This window comes from Nitrospiria bacterium, from assembly GCA_035498035.1.
GTDB lineage: Bacteria > Nitrospirota > Nitrospiria > JACQBZ01 > JACQBZ01 > JACQBZ01.
Window position 1 is genome coordinate 21,295 of sequence record DATKAN010000026.1, and the last position, 18,193, is coordinate 39,487.

Annotated in this window: 17 protein-coding genes and 2 tRNA genes; 7 read left to right on the forward strand and 12 right to left on the reverse strand. The window is 55.5% G+C overall.

Annotation, left to right across the window (positions count from 1 at the left end):
* Nucleotides 1–52: 52 nt before the first annotated feature.
* Together VMN77_05515 and VMN77_05520 are read left to right on the forward strand one after the other, a co-directional pair.
* Nucleotides 53–3,316: an efflux RND transporter permease subunit gene (locus tag VMN77_05515; protein ID HTN43240.1), complete on the forward strand. Its 3,264-nt coding sequence runs from the start codon at nucleotides 53–55 to the stop codon at nucleotides 3,314–3,316.
* Between the two features lie 137 nt (nucleotides 3,317–3,453).
* Nucleotides 3,454–3,528: transfer RNA gene (locus VMN77_05520), tRNA-Val, on the forward strand.
* 4 nt (nucleotides 3,529–3,532) lie between these two features.
* Here the strand turns inward: VMN77_05520 and dksA are convergent.
* Nucleotides 3,533–3,937, reverse strand: coding sequence for an RNA polymerase-binding protein DksA (gene dksA / locus VMN77_05525; protein ID HTN43241.1), 405 nt, complete (start codon nucleotides 3,935–3,937; stop codon nucleotides 3,533–3,535).
* A 187-nt stretch (nucleotides 3,938–4,124) separates the two neighbouring features.
* On the opposite strand from dksA, the gene VMN77_05530 reads away from it, so the two are divergent.
* From VMN77_05530 to VMN77_05550, 5 genes are all read left to right on the forward strand, one after another.
* Nucleotides 4,125–4,583, forward strand: a complete 459-nt coding sequence (locus VMN77_05530; protein HTN43242.1) for a GatB/YqeY domain-containing protein — start codon at nucleotides 4,125–4,127, stop codon at nucleotides 4,581–4,583.
* 96 nt (nucleotides 4,584–4,679) lie between these two features.
* Nucleotides 4,680–6,476, forward strand: a complete 1,797-nt coding sequence (gene dnaG, locus VMN77_05535) for a DNA primase (GenBank protein ID HTN43243.1) — start codon at nucleotides 4,680–4,682, stop codon at nucleotides 6,474–6,476.
* Between the two features lie 106 nt (nucleotides 6,477–6,582).
* Nucleotides 6,583–8,406, forward strand: coding sequence for an RNA polymerase sigma factor RpoD (gene rpoD, locus VMN77_05540; protein HTN43244.1), 1,824 nt, complete (start codon nucleotides 6,583–6,585; stop codon nucleotides 8,404–8,406).
* Between the two features lie 34 nt (nucleotides 8,407–8,440).
* Nucleotides 8,441–8,513: transfer RNA gene (locus VMN77_05545), tRNA-Ile, on the forward strand.
* 11 nt (nucleotides 8,514–8,524) lie between these two features.
* A complete protein-coding gene (locus VMN77_05550; protein ID HTN43245.1) occupies nucleotides 8,525–9,310 on the forward strand; it encodes a C4-type zinc ribbon domain-containing protein in 786 nt (261 codons plus the stop codon).
* Here VMN77_05550 and rnhC read toward each other — a convergent pair.
* The 11 genes from rnhC to VMN77_05605 form a co-directional block, all read right to left on the reverse strand.
* Nucleotides 9,267–9,893, reverse strand: a complete 627-nt coding sequence (gene rnhC / locus VMN77_05555) for a ribonuclease HIII (GenBank protein HTN43246.1) — start codon at nucleotides 9,891–9,893, stop codon at nucleotides 9,267–9,269. The two genes, VMN77_05550 and rnhC, sit on opposite strands and share 44 nt — an antisense overlap.
* A gap of 35 nt (nucleotides 9,894–9,928) precedes the next feature.
* Nucleotides 9,929–10,717, reverse strand: coding sequence for a prolipoprotein diacylglyceryl transferase (lgt, locus tag VMN77_05560; protein ID HTN43247.1), 789 nt, complete (start codon nucleotides 10,715–10,717; stop codon nucleotides 9,929–9,931).
* Nucleotides 10,718–11,815 (reverse strand): Do family serine endopeptidase, encoded by a 1,098-nt coding sequence (locus tag VMN77_05565; GenBank protein ID HTN43248.1) that lies wholly within the window; start codon nucleotides 11,813–11,815, stop codon nucleotides 10,718–10,720. It abuts the gene before it with no gap.
* Nucleotides 11,816–11,821: 6 nt separating this feature from the next.
* Nucleotides 11,822–12,568, reverse strand: a complete 747-nt coding sequence (locus VMN77_05570; protein HTN43249.1) for a cytochrome c biogenesis protein CcdA — start codon at nucleotides 12,566–12,568, stop codon at nucleotides 11,822–11,824.
* A gap of 2 nt (nucleotides 12,569–12,570) precedes the next feature.
* Nucleotides 12,571–13,119, reverse strand: coding sequence for a TlpA disulfide reductase family protein (locus tag VMN77_05575; protein ID HTN43250.1), 549 nt, complete (start codon nucleotides 13,117–13,119; stop codon nucleotides 12,571–12,573).
* Nucleotides 13,120–13,273: 154 nt separating this feature from the next.
* Nucleotides 13,274–14,218 carry a tetratricopeptide repeat protein gene (locus VMN77_05580; protein ID HTN43251.1) on the reverse strand — a complete coding sequence of 315 codons (945 nt, stop codon included), beginning with the start codon at nucleotides 14,216–14,218 and terminating at the stop codon, nucleotides 13,274–13,276.
* Nucleotides 14,219–14,233: 15 nt separating this feature from the next.
* Nucleotides 14,234–14,719 (reverse strand): cytochrome c-type biogenesis protein, encoded by a 486-nt coding sequence (locus VMN77_05585; GenBank protein HTN43252.1) that lies wholly within the window; start codon nucleotides 14,717–14,719, stop codon nucleotides 14,234–14,236.
* A complete protein-coding gene (locus VMN77_05590) occupies nucleotides 14,716–15,270 on the reverse strand; it encodes a redoxin domain-containing protein (GenBank protein ID HTN43253.1) in 555 nt (184 codons plus the stop codon). The genes VMN77_05585 and VMN77_05590 overlap by 4 nt, the downstream gene beginning before the upstream one ends.
* Nucleotides 15,267–17,219, reverse strand: coding sequence for a heme lyase CcmF/NrfE family subunit (locus tag VMN77_05595; GenBank protein HTN43254.1), 1,953 nt, complete (start codon nucleotides 17,217–17,219; stop codon nucleotides 15,267–15,269). Before VMN77_05595 ends, VMN77_05590 begins: the two co-directional genes overlap by 4 nt.
* 24 nt (nucleotides 17,220–17,243) lie before the next feature.
* Nucleotides 17,244–17,702, reverse strand: coding sequence for a cytochrome c maturation protein CcmE (gene ccmE / locus VMN77_05600; GenBank protein HTN43255.1), 459 nt, complete (start codon nucleotides 17,700–17,702; stop codon nucleotides 17,244–17,246).
* A complete protein-coding gene (locus VMN77_05605; GenBank protein HTN43256.1) occupies nucleotides 17,689–18,186 on the reverse strand; it encodes a cytochrome c maturation protein CcmE in 498 nt (165 codons plus the stop codon). Before VMN77_05605 ends, ccmE begins: the two co-directional genes overlap by 14 nt.
* Nucleotides 18,187–18,193: the final 7 nt, after the last annotated feature.

Below are 18,193 nucleotides of genomic sequence, written 5' to 3' on the forward strand. Positions count from 1 at the left end.
GTGAGCGCCATCCCCGCCTGGAAGGGCGGGGTTAGCGAGCGATTTAAAAAAGATGGAAATTTTGTCCCCTCGGAACGGAGAATCCCCGGCTGGAAGGCCGGGTTTCTTCAATCGGCTGGGTCTCAGCGGCCGGATTGCTCAGGTTTTCATCCGCTCCAAACTCACCCCCCTTATGATCGTCGCCGCGCTCCTGCTCGGGGGTCTCGCCATCCTAGCCACGCCCCGGGAAGAAGAGCCCCAGATCCTCGTCCCGATGGCCGATGTCTTTATTCCTTTTCCCGGGGCCTCGCCCAAAGAAGTGGAGGAGTTGGTGGTCCGACCCCTCGAGCGGAAGCTGTCCGAAATACGTCGGGTCGAATATGTTTACTCCACCTCGCGGCCGGGCCTGGCGCTTTTCATCGTCCGCTTCTATGTCGGAGAAGATCTGGAGAAGAGTTTGGTTGATCTGTACGATAAGCTGATGTCGAATCGCGATCTGTTGCCGCCCGGCGCCTCGGACTTTATGGTGAAGCCCAGGGACATCAACGATGTGCCGATCGTGACCCTGACCCTTTGGAGTTCCCGCTATGATGATTATCAGCTGCGACGTATTGCGGATCACCTGCTGGAAGAGGTAAAGAAAATTCCAAAGACCTCCGGGGGATTCATCGTGGGCGGGAGACAGCGGCGCCTGCGGGTAATGCCCGATCCGGGGCGGATGAAATCCTACGGTGTGACCCCGCTGGAACTGGTCTCCGCGATCCAGAAGACCAATCGGAAGCTTCCCTCCGGCCGTTTTGAGCGAGACAACCGGGAATTTCCGGTCGAGACCGGAGAGTTTATCCGGGACCCGGAAGATCTGGAGCGCGTCGTGATCGGAATCCACGGGGGGAGGCCGGTCTTTTTAAGGGACGTAGCGAAGGTGTCGGATGGCCCGGAGGAAGCGGTTCATTATGTGTGGTTCGGTCCCGGTCCGGGAAATCAGGCGGCCGGGGACTATCCCGCCGTCACTCTTGCCGTGGCCAAGCAATCCGGAACAAACGCGGTCCAGGTGTCCCGTGCCGTCCTGCAAAAGGTAAAAGAACTGCAGGGCTCGGTGATTCCTCCCGATGTTCGGGTAACGGTGACCCGGGATTACGGCCAGACGGCCGATGAGAAAGCCAATGAGCTTTTGAAACATCTTCTGTACGCCACCCTGTCCGTGGTGGTTTTTTTAGGGCTGGGCTTGGGCGTTCGCGAGGCCGCGGTCGTATCCCTGGCCATCCCCCTGACCTTGGCCCTGACCCTTTTTGTCTCATGGTTGATCGGCTACACGATCAACCGGGTCACGCTGTTTGCTCTGATCTTCTCGATCGGCATTCTGGTGGATGATGCGATCGTGGTCGTGGAAAACATTTATCGTCACCTTCGGATGGGACCTAAGGATCAACGCGATGGCGGGATCCTGGCCGCGATTTTGGCGGTGGATGAGGTGGGCAATCCGACTATCCTGGCCACGTTGACGGTCATAGCGGCCTTGCTTCCGATGGCGTTTATTTCGGGTCTCATGGGGCCTTATATGCGGCCGATTCCCGTCAACGCCTCGTTGGCCATGGTTTTCTCGCTCATGGTCGCCTTTGTGATCGTGCCCTGGTTCTGCCGGATCTGTTACTCGAAATTGTCCGGCGGAGGTCATCCCTCCGGTCCCGAAGCCTCTTCGAGGGATTCCGGCCTCGTTCGCTTCTACCGATGGCTGCTGACTCCGCTGATGCGCAGCGTCCGGAATCGGGTCCTTCTCTTGGGCGGGGTCGGCCTCCTGTTGCTGGGGTCTCTCTCTTTGTTCTATTTCAGGCTGACCGTGATGAAGATGCTTCCCTTCGACAACAAAAGCGAGCTGCAGGTGGTGATCGACATGCCGCGGGGAACCCCGCTGGAGGAAACGGCCCGGGTGACACAGTCCCTAACGGCCTATCTGAAAACCGTTCCCGAAGTGGAAAATTACCAGGCCTATGTCGGAACCGCCTCGCCCTTTAATTTTAACGGTTTGGTCCGACACTACTTCTTGAGGGAAGCCGGCTCCATGGCCGACATCCAGATCAACCTGGTCGAAAAAGAGAATCGAAAGGCGCAGAGTCATGAAATCGCGAACCGAATCCGGTCGGATATCCACGCCGTGGCGCTACGATTCGGTGCCAACGTTAAGGTGGTCGAGGTCCCGCCCGGTCCGCCGGTTCAGTCGGTGTTGGTCGCGGAGGTGTACGGATCCGATGATGAAAAGCGCACGGAACTGGCCCGACGCGTCCGCAAGGTGTTCGAGCAGACGGCCGGCATCGTGGACGTTGACGACTCGATCGAAGCCGATCAGGTACAATACCGATTTGGAGTCGATACGGTGAAGGCCGCCCTGGATGGCGTCTCTTCCGATGAGATCGTCCAAACGCTTGAACTGGCCTTGAAGGGGAGTGCCGCCGGTCTGGCGCACATTCCGAAGGAGAAGAATCCGGTGGCGATCGAGGTCCGGCTACCTCGGGCCCTTCGTTCAGGAACCGAGGGTTTGGAACAAATCCACCTGCGCAACCTTTCCGGTCGCATGACCCCCCTCTCGGAACTGGTGCGGGCCCGGGAGGAGCCGATGGAAAGGGGGATCGACCATAAAAATCTGAAATCCGTGACCTATGTTGTGGGAAATGTCGCGGGAAGGGAGGAAAGCCCCGTTTATGGCATTCTGAATATCGGCCAGGGACTGGAGGCGTTACGCCTTCCGGATGGAGACTCTATACGGGAATATTATGCGGAGTCGCCTCCGTCGGAGAAAAAACCCGCCATAAAATGGGACGGAGAATGGCAAATCACGTACGAGACTTTCCGGGATATGGGTCTCGCCTTCGGGGCGGCCCTACTTTTAATTTATCTTCTCATCGTGGCTCAGTTTCAATCCTTTGTCATTCCTCTTGTGATTATGGCCCCCATTCCTCTGACCTTGGTGGGAATTGTCCCGGGCCATTGGATGACCGGTTCTTACTTCACGGCCACGTCGATGATCGGCTTTATTGCCCTGGCCGGAATTATCGTGCGGAACTCCATCTTGCTCGTGGATTTCATTTTGACCGAGCAACAGGACGGCCAGGAGTTATCCGATGCGGTGATTCGGGCCGGCGCGGTGCGCACACGACCCATTCTCCTGACCGCCGCGGCATTAATGGTCGGGGCATTTGTCATCCTCTTCGATCCCATCTTTCAGGGGTTGGCCATCTCGCTGTTGTTTGGAGTCTTTGCCTCCACCCTGTTAACGTTGATTGTAATTCCAGTGATCTATGTGAGTTGGCGGGAGTGGGAGGGAAGGAGAACGAAGACTTAGCGGATGGTCTATAATCGACCCTTCATGGATGTGTGGCGGGCGCCTGGCGGAGATCGGAAGACATCCGAGGGGAAGGACCGGAATGCGTTCCATGATTGACATAAAGAAATGACTGTGTTACAAGGATGTTTCGTCGGGGGCGATTAGCTCAGTGGTAGAGCGCTTGCTTCACACGCAAGAGGTCGTTGGTTCGATACCAACATCGCCCACCATGCCTCAGGATTCGCGGATCTTCTCGTCCGCCTCTTGCCGTGTTTTGCAATCGATGCACAAGGTTGTGACGGGCCGGGCCTCCAATCGTTTCAGGGAGATTTCTTCGCCGCAGCTCTCGCAGATGCCGAACGTTCCGTTGTTGATGCGTTCCAACGCTTCATCGATTTTCTTCAGCAATTTCTGTTCTCGTTCACGGAGACGTAGTATAAAATTCTGATCCGTTTCAGCCGAGGCTTGATCGGTCATGTCCGGAAAGTTTTCTGTGCCCGGGTTTAGACCGCCCGAAATAATTTCTCCGGATTCGGCCAATAGAACGGCTTTCTGGCGTTCCAGATCTTTCTTTATTCCTTCGTATTTTCCTTCTTTTATATCACGTTCTTTCTTGACTTTGCGATCTTTTCCGACCATAGCATGCCCCTTGTCGTATTGGTCAATTTGATCTTTGATTGCACCAGCAAATGCAAAACTATATCAGAAAGATGGTTTTGAGTCAATCAAAAACAGGTTGGAAACCCTTCCTTGACACTGGGAGTTTTCCCTGTTATAATTTTGTTTTACTTATATAATTTTAATTTTCAAACAGTTTAAACCCGCCATGCCATTACAACAACGCCTCCTGGAAGACATGAAAACGGCCATGCGTGACGGGAATGCCTTAAAAGTCTCCGTCATCCGGTTGCTCCGGGCCTCGATCAAGAATAAGGAGATTTCAAAGGGGAAGCAAAATCCGTTGACGGAGCAGGATATATTGGAAACGATTATATCCGCCACGAAACAGCGCAAGGATTCCATCGAGCAATTCACTAAAGGGGGACGAATGGACCTGGTCGCCAAGGAACAAAGCGAGCTCGAAATCCTGCAAACCTATCTTCCCCAATCCCTTTCTGTGGAAGAGCTCAAGTCCAAGGCCCGGGTCCTGATAAAGGAGATCGGAGCCAACGGGCAGAAGGATATGGGAAAGGTCATGAAGGTCTTGATGCCCCAGGTGGTCGGGAAAATTGACGGCTCGGTTGTCGGGCAGGTGGTGAAGGACCTTTTATCTCAGTCATCCTAGGCGAGTCCAAGACGGGCGGATCGTTTAACCTAAAAAGAGACGGCCGCCCTTTTCTCATCTTCACCTTCTACCTTGAAAAAAGTTAAGGATCATTCCATGGAACGGGGATATTTCTCAGAAGATCTGGTCCCGAGGATAAAGCAAGAGAGTGATATCCTGGAATGGGTTTCAAGGTATGTCTCGCTCAAGAAGACAGGGCAAAACTGGGTTGGGCTCTGCCCGTTCCATTCCGAAAAGACCCCCTCTTTTACCGTCAGCCCCGGCAAGCAGGTTTACCATTGTTTCGGGTGCGGGGTTGGGGGTGATGTAATCAGTTTTTTGATGAAAATGGACGGATCGACCTTTCCGGAGACGATCAAAGTACTGGCCGAGAGGCTCGGCATTTCGATCCATCAGCAGCGGGGAGCGGAAGCCGATCGGGCCGAAAAACTCCGCGAGGAACTCTTTCAGATCCACCGCGACGCCGCCGATTATTATCATGCGGCGCTGTTGAGCCACCCGGAAGCCCAGCAAGCCCGGGACTACCTTCGTGGGCGGGGAATATTGAAAGAGACCATCGACGCGTTTTCTTTGGGTTTTGCTCCTCCCGGATGGAACGGACTTCAACAGTTCCTTACCAAAAAGGGATGGTCTCCCGAGCCGATTGAAAAAGCCGGTCTGATTATCGCGAAGACTCAACCGGCCTCATCTCGGAAGCATTACTACGACCGTTTTCGCGAGCGGGTCATTTTCCCGATCTTTGATCTTCAAAACCGGGTGACCGGTTTTGGCGGGAGGGTCCTGGACGGCAGTTTGCCCAAATATCTAAACTCGCCGGAGACGCCGATTTTCAGCAAAGGCCGTCAACTGTATGCCATGGACAAAGCCAGGGAAGCGGCCGGCAAATTTGGCCATCTGGTCGTGGTGGAGGGTTATTTTGACGCCATTGCGGCTCATCAGGCCGGGATTCATTCGGTTGTTGCGACACTGGGCACCGCCCTGACCGCCGATCACTTGGAGCGGATACACCGATTTGTACAGACGGTCAAGTTGATTTTTGACCCGGATGAAGCCGGGATCCGTGCCGCACTACGGACCGTGGACCTGATTATTCCAAGTTCCGTGGCCGGGGAGGTGGTCTTGTTGCCCAACGGAGAAGATCCCGACAGCTTCATTAAGAACCAGGGCGCCGCGGCCTTTAATCGCTTGATGAGTCAGTCCATGAAGCTTTTGGATTTTGCGATCCGGCAGGGCTTGGCGGATCCCGCGGCGAGAACGATCGAAGGAAAATTGAGGATTGTGGATCGGATCCTGCCTGCCATACGAAAAGTCAAAAGGGCGGTCGAGCGCAGTTACTATGTCAAACATCTGGCGGAAAGTCTCGGGTTGGATGAGCGGGAGCTGACAAGGGAAGTGGCCCAACTTGGACCAATCAATATCCCTGGGGCGCTCTCTTCTTCTGCAAGCTCCCTTCCGCTGTTGCCGCAAGAAGAACAAATTCTGATCCATCTTTTGGTGCACAACCGGGTCACGGCCCCGATGTTGCTTCAACAGATCGATCAGGACCATTTTACCGATGGCCGCCTTCGACAGATATTCAATCAATGTGTTGAATCCTCGCGGTCCAGAGGGGAAGCCGTTCGTTTGGACACGCCGATCCGCTCCGAAAGGGCCGATCCGCAATTGGATTCGATTCTGTCGGCGCTGATGGTGAAGGAACCCGATTATGACGATTCACACCAGACTCTCAAGGATTGTATCCGGACGCTCCGGGTGAAGAAGATCCGCACGGCCATGAAGAGCCTGGAGAGCGAAATACGCGACGCGGAGCGATCCGGAGATAATCCCCAAGTCAAATCGTTGCTGGATAAATTGGTGGGGCTTAAAAAAATAAGTTTGGACGTTAATGGGTAGAAGGATGTCGACGATCCCGGCGGGTGCGACCCAATTAAGATGGGAATCGACATTCTCGAAGAAGGTTCGATAATCGTCGAAGGTGTTCCGTTCCGGAGGAGGTTTCATGTCCAAAGATGAGAAGGTGGATGAGGTCAAGCAGCTAATATCGCTTGGCAAAGAAAAGGGGTATCTGACGTACGATGAGCTGAATAACGCTCTTCCGGCGGACATGGTTTCCTCTGAACAGATCGATAACCTGATGATGATGTTCGGGGAGATGGATATTGAGATTATCGACACCCCGGAAGAAGAACGCTACCAGAAAATGATGGCGGAGCCCGAAGAGGAACGCGGGGGATTTAAAGGTTTGGAGGAAGGCGAAGAGGAGGCCGAAGAAGAAGAGAAGGTCAAGGAAATCGATCTCACACCCGGAGCCCTCAGCCGGACGGCCGATCCGGTTCGCTTGTATTTGAAGGAAATGGGCAGCGTCCCGTTGCTCTCTCGGGAAGGCGAAATCGAGATCGCCAAGAAGATCGAGGAGGGGGAAAAAGAGGTGGCCACGGTGGTCTTCGGGACTCCGATGATCGTCAAAGACCTTTTGTCGCTGATCGAAAAACTTAGGCATGGGAAAGTCAGCATCCGGGAAATCGTCTCGGCCTTTGATGAAGAGTTTGACGAAGAAGGCGTGGTGCAGGAGCAGGATGATGCCGAGCTGACGAGCCGAACGGTCGAAGCCATTTCGAAAATGCGAGCCCCGTACCGGGACCTGATGAAGGCCTATCAACGTTTAAAACGGGCCAGCTCCGACCCCGTCAAGCGTCGGAAGATCAAGACCGAGCTTCGCGAGATCAAAACCCAGATCGCAGAGAGGATCGAGCAAGTCAACTTGCATCCCACATTGGTCGAAAAAATGACCGGCCAGGTCAAGGCCCTGGCCATGGACATCCTGCATGCCGAACGCGAGATTACCAACTGCAAGCGCCGAATGGGGGTTTCGGGTGAGGAGGGCCTCCTTCTCCTCAAGAAAATAGGAAGGGGTCCGGCCGGGATGAAATCCGTTCGAAGAAAAACCAACCTCTCCGCCGAGACGCTTCACGAAATCGACAAGGTTTACCGGGAGGCTCGGAAAAAGGTCCGGGCGGCGGAGAGCCAGGCGATGGTCACGGCCGAGGAAATCAAAGAGGCCGTCAAACTTCTCGAACAAGGGGAGAACAAGATCAAATCCGGCAAGACCGACTTGGTCGAGGCCAATCTCCGCTTGGTGGTCAGCATAGCGAAAAAATATACCAACCGAGGGCTCCAATTTCTTGACCTCATTCAGGAGGGGAACATCGGTTTGATGAAGGCCGTGGACAAGTTCGAATATAAACGGGGATACAAATTCAGCACCTACGCGACCTGGTGGATCCGACAGGCGATCACGCGCGCCATCGCGGATCAGGCTCGAACGATTCGTATTCCGGTTCATATGATCGAGACCATCAATAAATTGATCCGGACCTCCCGGCACCTGGTTCAGGAACTCGGCCGCGAGCCCGTGCCGGAAGAGATCGGTGAGAAGATGGATCTGCCCATCGAAAAGGTTCGAAAGATCCTAAAAATCGCCAAGGAGCCGATTTCGCTGGAGACTCCGATCGGAGAGGAAGAGGACAGTCATCTCGGCGATTTTATCGAGGACAAGAAGGCGGTCTCCCCGATCGAGGCCGCGATCCGTTACGACCTCCAGCGTCAGATCACTAACATTCTTCAGACGCTGACCCCGCGGGAAGAAAGGGTTTTAAGAAAACGCTTCGGAATCGGGGAGAACACCGACCACACCCTGGAAGAGGTTGGACAGGATTTCGAAGTCACCCGGGAGCGGATTCGTCAGATTGAGGCCAAGGCGCTTCGAAAACTGCGCCACCCCAGTCGGAGCAAGAAACTAAAGAGTTTCGTGGAGAGTCTGTAATTCCACGCCGATTCGTTTATCGCAGAGTGGTTTTGGGCCCATAGCTCATTTGGCAGAGCAGACCCCTTATAAGGGTCAGGTACCTGGTTCGATCCCAGGTGGGCCCAGAGGAGAACCGGTGTCCGAAGAAACGCATGTGAAAGATCAGCTGGAGCATCTCGTACGGCTTCAGGAGATCGACAACCGCCTGAATATTATTAAAAGCGAGACGGTCCGTATTCCCCAGCGCCTCGAGGCCGTCCGGACGAATCTGGCCGATGCCCAGAAACAGTTGGCTCAGAGCCACGCCGATTGGGAAGCCTGTAACCAGCGGAAACGCGGAAAAGAGCGGGACCTCGAGACCTGTGAGGAGCGGCTCTCAAAAGCCCGTAATCGTCAAAGCGAAATCAAGACCAACAAAGAGTACCAGGTTCATCTTCAGGAGATCGAAACCCTCAAAGCGGAAAAAGGCCAGATCGAGGAAGAGTTGCTGACCTTGATGGATCAGGTCGATGTTTACAAACGGAAAGAGAATGAACTGGCGCAGAGGGTCAAGGCCGCTGAGCAAAATTTCGAATCGGAGCGATACCAACTGGAAAGACAGACCGAGACATTGACAGCGGATCGGGACGCGGTCGAGAAAGAACGGGAGGCGGTCGTCCCGCTCGTCGATCCGAAGCTGTTGAAGATGTATCAGCAGCTAAAAAATCTTCACCGGGATTTGGCCGTGGTTCCCATTCAACACGGGACCTGCGGCGGCTGCCACATGAACATCCCGCCCCAGAGAATCGCCGAGGTGAAAGCCCGGCAACAAATCCTGACCTGTTCTCAATGTCAGAGGATTCTCTATTGGGCCGTTTCGATCGAAGCGGCGGCGGTTTCTAACGAGGCGAGCACTCCTGAAGCACCTGCTGCGTCGTCCTGAAATGCCATTTCGCCACTTTCTTTAGGACCTCCGCCGACGTCCGCTTGACCAAAGTCACCGCCGCGGCTCGGACCTGATCCGATGCCCCTTTGGGTAAGTCCATCCCGTGTTCTTCCGACAACTGTTTGAGGCGTTTCAAAAATTCCGCTCGCGCGACTATGGAGGCCGCGGCCACGGCCGGATCTTCTTCCGCGCGCGGACGCTGCTCCAGCACGATCTGCCGTCCCTTTTCCATCAGCGCATTCTTGATGAACCGCTCGTCTCCGAACTGATCGGCGATGGCCCGGGGGGACTCGGTTTCCGACAGCAGGTTCTCAAGGGTCCGGGCATGCGCCCAAGCCAGCAACTTGTTCAAGTTCCGCATCTTCTCATATAAGATATTATATCGTTCCGGCCCGATCGCCACGACCGCGTGCCGACAGGCCTCTCGGATCCTCGGCTCCAGTTCCAGGACGCGTTTGTCCGTCAACCGCTTGCTGTCCTTGACGCCCCAGGCCACGAGCCGGGCCGAGAGCTCCGGGTCGACCTGAACGCCAGCCACCACCAGCGGGCCGAAATAGTCTCCCTTTCCGGATTCATCCATACCGATCCATGAATGTTGAGTCGACACCGGTTTCACTATCGGATGGATACCGGCGCGGGCGAGGCGCGTCCGGAGACTGACTGTCGCCAGAAATAAACCGCAAGGGCCACGATGAATAAAACGACGCTGAAGACCTGAGGGACAGGGAAAACCCCGCCGAACAGCAAGGAATCGCCGCGAAAGAATTCCAGAACGAACCGGGCGATGGCATAGACGATCGCGTACATCAGAAACAGCTGGCCGTCAAACCGGGTTTTCTTCCGGAAGTTCCACAGGATCGCAAAGATGAGAAGATCCGTGGTCATTTCGTAGAACTGGGTCGGATGGAGCGGGATATTGTGCGGGGCTTGGGCCGCCGGATTGGTGAAGGTGACGGCCCAGGGGAGCCTGGTCGGTTTTCCGTAACTGCAGCCGTTCAAGGTGCAGGCTCCTCGACCGACGGCCTGACCCAGCATGATGGAGGGGGTCAGGAGATCGGCGAAGCTCCAGAAGGCCAGCTGCCGTTTCTTACAGAACCAAATCCCGGCCAGCAATCCTCCCACCAATCCGCCGTGCAAGGCCAACCCGCCTCGCCAGATCGCCACGATATCCAAGGGATGGTAAAGGAAATAAACCGGGTTGGAAACCAGGACGTAGTAAAGACGGGCCCCGACGACGCCGGCGATCATGACATAGAATAGGAGATCATAGATCAACTCCGGATTGTACCCCTTTCGACGAGCCTCGCGGACGCCGAGGAAGGTCCCGGCCAGGAAGGCCAGGGCGATCATTACGCCGTACCAGCGGATTTCCACGTTTCCGAACTGGAGCAGAATAGGATGCATCTACTTTTTTCCTTCCTTCTCTTCCATCGGTCCGATCCGGACCGTAAAGGTCCGTTCCTTGCCGTCCCGAACGGTCTTGAGTTTGACCTCTTTCCCGATCGGTGTCTCCGCAACGATCAAGGGCAATGTTCGCATCTGGGTAATCCTTTTACCGTCAAATTCGACGATGACATCCCCGCGTTGAAGTCCGGCCTTGAACGCGGGGCTGTTTTCAAAAACATCCGAGATCAGCGCTCCGTTTTTGTTTTTTAATTTGAAGGAGCGGGCGAGGTCTTCGTTCAATTCCTGAATCATGACGCCCAGCCAGCCCCGTGTGATTTTGCCGTACGTTTCCAGCTGGTCAAGGACTTTCTTGACTTGATTGATCGGAATGGCAAAACCGATTCCCTGGCCGGAAGGATTGATCGCCGTGTTGATCCCGATCACTTCGCCCTTGATATTGAAAAGCGGGCCGCCGCTGTTTCCGGGATTAATCGAGGCGTCGGTCTGGATATAATCATCAAACGGCCCGTCTCCGATATTGCGCCCTTTGGCACTGACGATCCCCACCGTCACGGTTTGCTCCAGACCGAAGGGGTTGCCGATGGCCACGACCCATTCTCCGACATCGAGTTGGTCTGAATCGCCCAATCGTGCGGTCGGAAGGTTTTGGTGATCCGAAATCTTGATCAAGGCCAGGTCGGTCTTTTCGTCGCGACCGACCACCTTGGCCTCAAATTCGCGTTCATCGGATAGGCGTACGATGATCTTGTCCGCTTTTTCAATGACATGGTTATTGGTGAGAATCAAGCCGTTCTTCTTGATGATGAATCCCGATCCCAGGCTCTGTCCATTGAATTCCTTCGGAAGGATGTTGCCAAAAAAATCCCCGAGCGGCGGGTGGTCCTCCGGCAATCCGCCTTCTCCGACCGCGGTCTTTTGTGTCGTGCTGATGTTGACCACGGCCGGTTTTTCATTCCGGACGATATCGGCAAAGGAGAAGAGTTTGGGTTCCGACGGAGCCGGGACCTTTTTTCCGGAGTCCGCGAGGACTGAACCGGAACCCGGCGCCAGCAGCGCGAGGGTCAGACCGATGCAGTGACCGAGTCGAATCTTCATGGCCATTTATTGTCCGATGGACCAGCCGATCCCGTATTGGGTCAGCCAGCCGTTCAGGATTCTTAGGGAATTGGTGAATACCAGCACCCCGATCAGAATCAAGAAGAGGCCGCTGGCCAGCGAGACGATCCACATATAGTCTTTCATTTTCCGGTACGAGGACAGGAAGGTGTTCACGCTCATCGCGGTGATCAGGAGGGGGAGCCCTAGTCCGATCGAGTAAACCGCAAGAAGCCGCACCCCGTCCACCACCGATTGAGACGTGCTCGCGAGCATGTAGACCGAACCCAGGATGGGACCGACGCAGGGGGTCCAGGCCGCGGCGAATGTGATCCCAATGAGTACGGAGCCGACCGCGCCGGCCGGACGGCTCTGGAAGTGGTATTGTTTGTAGACCATCAAAAACGGGATCTTGACGGCACCGATCAAATAAAGTCCGAAGAGGATGATCAACAATCCGCCGGCCTTCCGAATCCAGTCTTGGTATAGAAGAAGGGTCTGGCCGATGGCGGTGGCGGACGCTCCAAAGGCGATGAAGACGATCGAGAAGCCCAATATAAACAGAAGAGAGTTGGTTAAGGTGACCCGCCGGACCCGTTTGGTACCGGCGGTGTTCGTCAACTCCTCCAAGGAGAGTCCCGTGATGTAAGAGATATAAGCCGGAACCAACGGCAGGACGCACGGGGATACGAAGGATAAAAAACCCGCCGTGAAGGCGATCATGTAGGAAACGGTTTGAGGGGCTTCCGGCATCGTTATTTGGTCTTTAGTAGTTTTGCAATCAGATCCCGCGATTCCGGATTGCTCCAGTTGCGGGCCCCCACAAAGCGGTGGGTGATGACCCCGTTCTTATCGACCAAAACGGTCGTCGGAACGGACTGAATCAAATATTTATCGTCCACACGGAAATCCGGATCCAACAGGACCGGGTAGGATAGGCCGAGCTTTCTGATAAACGGTTGAACGGCCGGTGCCCCGTCCATATCGCTCGAAACCGCCAGGATTTCGAGTCCCTGGCCTTTGAATTCGTGATACAGGGCTTCCATGGACGGCATTTCGGCACGGCAAGGGCCGCACCAGGTGGCCCAGAAGTTAATAAATACCACCTTGCCTTCCAGGCTGGCCATGCTGACCTCTTGACCCTGAAGATTGGTCAGTCGAAAATTCGGCGCGAGGTAGCCGATTTTCGGGGCCTCTTCGTTGGCGATCGCGGTGGCCACCGATGGGGCAGAGGCCTTTTGACAGCCCGAAAGAAACAGTGCGAACGCGGCTGAAACGACGACTGCAGAAACGGAGAGTCTCATGAGTTTTGGGCCGAATCCCTACAGGGTTTTTGAGTCACGGGGCGATTGAACAAGGCCGATTACCAGAGGGTCTTAAACCATTTTGTGGCGATTACAAGCCTTTTTATTATACAACAGATCCAGATTCAGGACAAGCCGGTCGAACGGATCGGCGTCAAAGCGCCGGGGGATTTCCGGCTCGAAGGCTATCGAGCGCTTTCTTGACGAACTCGGCGTCTTCCGTTCCGGGTGCGAGATTGTGGAAGGCATCGGTCCAGCTTCGGTCGGCTAAGGCGTATTGTTTGAGACGCAGGAGAGCCACACCCTTATACCAAAGCAGCGCCGGATCCCTCGGCATCTTGACCAGGGCCGTTTCGAAGTGATCGAGGGCTTCCTGCGAACTTTTCCGATCGTCCGGAGACGACGTCTGGAGTTGGATGACCCCCAGAAAAAAATGCCCTTCGAAGTTGCCTTGGTCGAGCTCGACCACCTTGCTCCAGGCCTTCCTGGCGTCGTCAATTCGCTGCAAGGTCATGTAGGATCGCCCGGCCATGATCTGACCCTGAAGATCATTCGGGTTGTCCTTCAAGTGTTGCTCAAGCTTCGCAACCATCTCGGCCGGATTCGGCATTCCCGAAGGGTTGGCTGGGCCTTCGGTTTCCGCAAACCTTCGCTGGGCCTCGAGGCCGATCCTGGACGTTATATATTCGTAAATCACCGTGGCACTTCCCACGACGATAAGAGTCAGCGCAATCGATCCGGCCCATTTCATCGGTCCGGAGGTTCGAGGGCCCGGTTTTAAATCCGGACTTTTTGGCACGGGACGCTGTTTGGAAAACGAATCGAGTTTGTTTAGGATTTGGCCGAGCCGGTTTTCGTCGATCGCTTTGAGCCGTTGATGATCGGGAGAGTTCAGCCGGCCTTGGGCCAGATCGAGATCCAACTCGGCCAGCGAATTCAGGAGGGTCTGTTTCTCAATTTCAAGATCGATTCGTTCCTGGTCGAGGGATGCCTCGAGACCCATGGGAATCGGGGCGCCGTTCTTATTCCATAAAGGATAGGCCAGGACGACGATGACTGCGAAGAGGATGAGGCCCGCTGTGAGGGTGAATAAAAGCATGGGTGGGATTCCGGGTCAGTCTTCCCGGCTATGCAACTCCTTTTCGATGCGTTGGCGGAGGCGCTCATCGAGGGGAGGCGGGTCTTCGTGTTTTGCCGCGGCCGTCTGGGCGACCCAGCGGGACACGGTTCGGTAGAGAAGAATCCCGCCGGTGCCCAACAGGACAAAGGGGCCGGCCCACAGGACCCAGTTCAGTCCTCTTTTCCGCGGCGTCAGGAGGATATAGTCCCCGTAGCGGCTCAGGAAATAGGCCCGGACCTGATCGGGGGATTCTCCTTTGAGCAGTCTTTCCTTGATGAGATCGCGCATCTGTTGCGCCAGTTCGGCTTGGGATTCCCAGACGGATTCGTTTTGGCAGATCGTGCAGCGCAGGGTTTTAGCGATCTCGCGCACTTGAAGGTCGATCTGTTGTTCTTCGACCGTCTCCCCCCAGGCGGGAAGGGCAAGGCTCGAGACCATGAGAATCAAAGGGAGGACGGCGATGATCGGGGCTTTCTTCATGAACGGGAGATGGATCTTCCCTCCAGAAGAGGCTGAAGGATGTCGTCCGTCAAATGGGTATAGCCCGGACCCACCAGCGGGCCGACGTATTTATAGCGAATGACGCCCTGCCGGTCGATCACAAAGGTTTCCGGAACCCCGTAGACGCCGTAGTCGATCGAGATCGTTCCCTTCAGGTCCCGGACATGGTCGAAGTTGCTGCCGTATTCCTGCAGGTATTTCTGGGCGTCTTCCAGGCGATCCTGATAATCGATGCCCAGCATCACGAAATCCGGATTCGGGCTGAATCGCCGGTTGAGGGCCAGCAGATTTTCATGCTCCGTGCGGCATTCCAAACACCAGGAGGCCCAGAAGTTGATCAGGAGGACCTTGCCCTGGAAGCGGTTCGTGGACACGATTTCTCCCGTGCGGACTTCCGGGCCGGAAAACGTCACCGCCGGGGTGCCGATCAGGACGGTCGGGATGGACCGCGGGTCGCCCCAAAGTCCTTTATAGAAAAGGGCCAGGAGTCCCAGCACCGCCATCACCAGAATAAAATGCCAGATTTTCATGCGGACGCCTTTGTCCTCGGTCTGAAAATATTCAAGACGACGCCCAGGCCCATGATCCCTCCGCCGATCCAGACGAGGAGCACGAGCGGGTTGATGAGCGCCCGGACCGTCACGCTGTTGTCCGACGCCACCTCGGGCATCGTCAGAAAAATATGCCCCAAATGGATGGTGTAGAGAGCGGCCTCCGTTGTCGGGGTCTCGGATACGGGATAGAGTCGCTTCTGTGGTTTGAGGACACTCAGCAGTCGGTCTCCCTTCGACACCTCGAAGAGACCTTCCTGGGCGGTCCAATTGGCCCCGGAGACCTCATGCAGTCCGACCATCTTGATGGAGTAGTTTTCTAACTGGATGACGTCGCCGATCCGCATCGAAACCACCTTCTCAACCTGGTAAACGGTGGAGGCGATGATCCCGACCACCATGATCAGTACCCCCAGATGGGTGACGAGTCCGGCGGAGCGTCTTTGATTATTCGTGAAACCCCGATAAAAACCGATCAGGTAATTGGTCTCATGACGCCGGGCCCAGAGGGCCGAGACCTTCCCAAAATCCACGAAAATCGTCGTGGCGACAAACGTGACGACCAAGGCGCCCGCCATGCCGAAAACCGTTCGGATCCCGATCAGCCATGCGAGGACGGCCGCTGCGACGGCGAGGAGTGCGGCGGGCATAAAATTCCTTTTCAGATTGTCCAACGAGGCCTTTCGCCACGCGATGGTGGGGCCGATCCCCATCATCAGCAGGAGACCGAGGGCCACCGGCATAAAGACGGCGTTGTAATAGGGGGGGCCGACGCTGACCTTGGCCGTCTTGAGGGTCTCGACCAGGAGCGGGTAGAGGGTTCCCAAGAAAACCGTCGCCGCGGCGACCAGAAAGAAAAGGTTGTTAAAAAGGAAGACGGACTCTTTGGAAACAATCGAGTCCATTTCGATCTGGCTCCGGAGCTTCCCCGAACGGACGATGAGGGTTCCGAACCCCAACGCGAGCATCAAGGCCAGGAACACCAGGATGTACAGCCCTCGTCCCGGATCGGTCGCGAAGGTATGAACCGAAGAGAGGACGCCGCTCCGGACCAGAAAGGTTCCGATCAGCGAGAGCGAAAAGGTTACAATGATCAGAAAGAGGTTCCAGACCTTGAACATCTTTCTTTTCTCCTGGACCATCACGGAATGGAGAAATGCGGTGCCGACCAGCCAGGGCATGAAGGAGGCGTTCTCCACCGGGTCCCAGCCCCAATACCCGCCCCACCCCAACTCGTAATACGCCCAATACCCGCCCATGAGGATGCCCGTCGTCAGTGAAATCCAGGCAAAGAGCGTCCACCGTTGCGTGACCTTGATCCATTCCTCGCCCAGCCGCCCGGAGAAAAGGGCCGACATGGCAAAGGCAAAGGGGATCGAAAAGCCGACGTAGCCGAGGTACAGCATCGGCGGGTGAACGACCATCGCCGGATCCTGAAGGAGCGGGTTGAGGTCCCGGCCGTCCGGAGGGACGGGGTATAGACGTTCAAAAGGGTTCGACAGAAAAACGATCATGGCCAGGAACCCGAACATGATCAAGGATTGGATCGATAAAAGATAGGGCATGACGACGGGTTGGGTTCTCCAGTGCAGCCAGACCACGAGGGTACTGTAGGCCGTCAGGATCCAGACCCAGAGCATCAGGGAGCCTTCGTGACCCCCCCAAAGTCCGGCCACTTTGTAGAAAACCGGGAGCTTGCTGTTGGAAGTTTCCATCACGTATTTCACGGAATAGTCATTCGTCAGAAAGGAATAGATCAAGGCCGCCATGCCGATGGAGACCAGGAAAAAATTCAGGGTCACGGCCTGACGGGCGACCCGAACCAGTTCGGGACGGGCGGTTTTCAATCCCACGATCGGACTGACCATGGCGAGGACCGAAAGAACCAAGGCCAGAACGACGCAGAAATGTCCGATTTCAATAAACATCCAAATTTCTTTCCGGCGGATTTTTTATTGTTGTAGGGTTTTCAGAAGATCCTTCTTGGGAAGCTGCACGCCGGCGCGTTTCATCTCAATGGGCATGTAATCCTCGGAGTGTTTGGCCATGATCAGATTGGAGTGAAACTGTTTTTGGGAATCCCAGTATCCTTCGACGACCGCCCCCTTGCCTTCCTTGAAGAGATCGGGCGGTATTCCCTCGAACACGACCGGGATGGTGGCCGCACCGTCCGTTAATGTGAAACTCAGCTTCAGCGTATTGGGAACGACCTGGAGACTTCCTTTTACGACCATCCCTCCCACCCGGATCTTCTTGCCGTAGTAGGCCGGCGAAAAGGAAACCACTTCGGACGGAGTGAAAAAGTAGACTAAGTTTTGCCCGAACTGGCCCAATCCCAGATACATCAACCCTCCCGCGATCACGATCAGGCTGAAGATTAAACCGACTTTTTTGCCCTTACTCAAATTCACCGACCTCGGGTTCGTAAAGCTTGGACCGCTTGATTTCAGTATACAACAACCGAACTCGTCGTTCCATCATAAAAAGAAACAGGGCCAGCGGGATCATGACGAGATACGCCGCGATAATAAATCCGTAGTTCGGGATGAGGGCCAGGTCCTGCGCCAGAAAGCTTTGCGAGGCGGCATCCCAGCCGCCGATCACGACAAGCGTCTTGAGTTCCCGAAGACTGTCCGTGTCTTTTCCTTGGTAGACGACCGGAATCCGCTGTCCGTCTTCGACGAGGGAAAACAGCATTTGGGAGGTGAGGGGATCCTTCCGAAGGCTTCCGGCTTCCACCATGCCCAGCATGCGAACCGGGCCGGCCAAATGATTTTTCAGGACCTGCTCCGGGCTCAGGGGCCGCACGTCGCGGTTATAGCGGTGTGCGCCGATGGCGGCAATCCAAAACCCGACCAGAATCAATACTCCCCAGCGGATATAAAATCCTTTCATCGTCCCG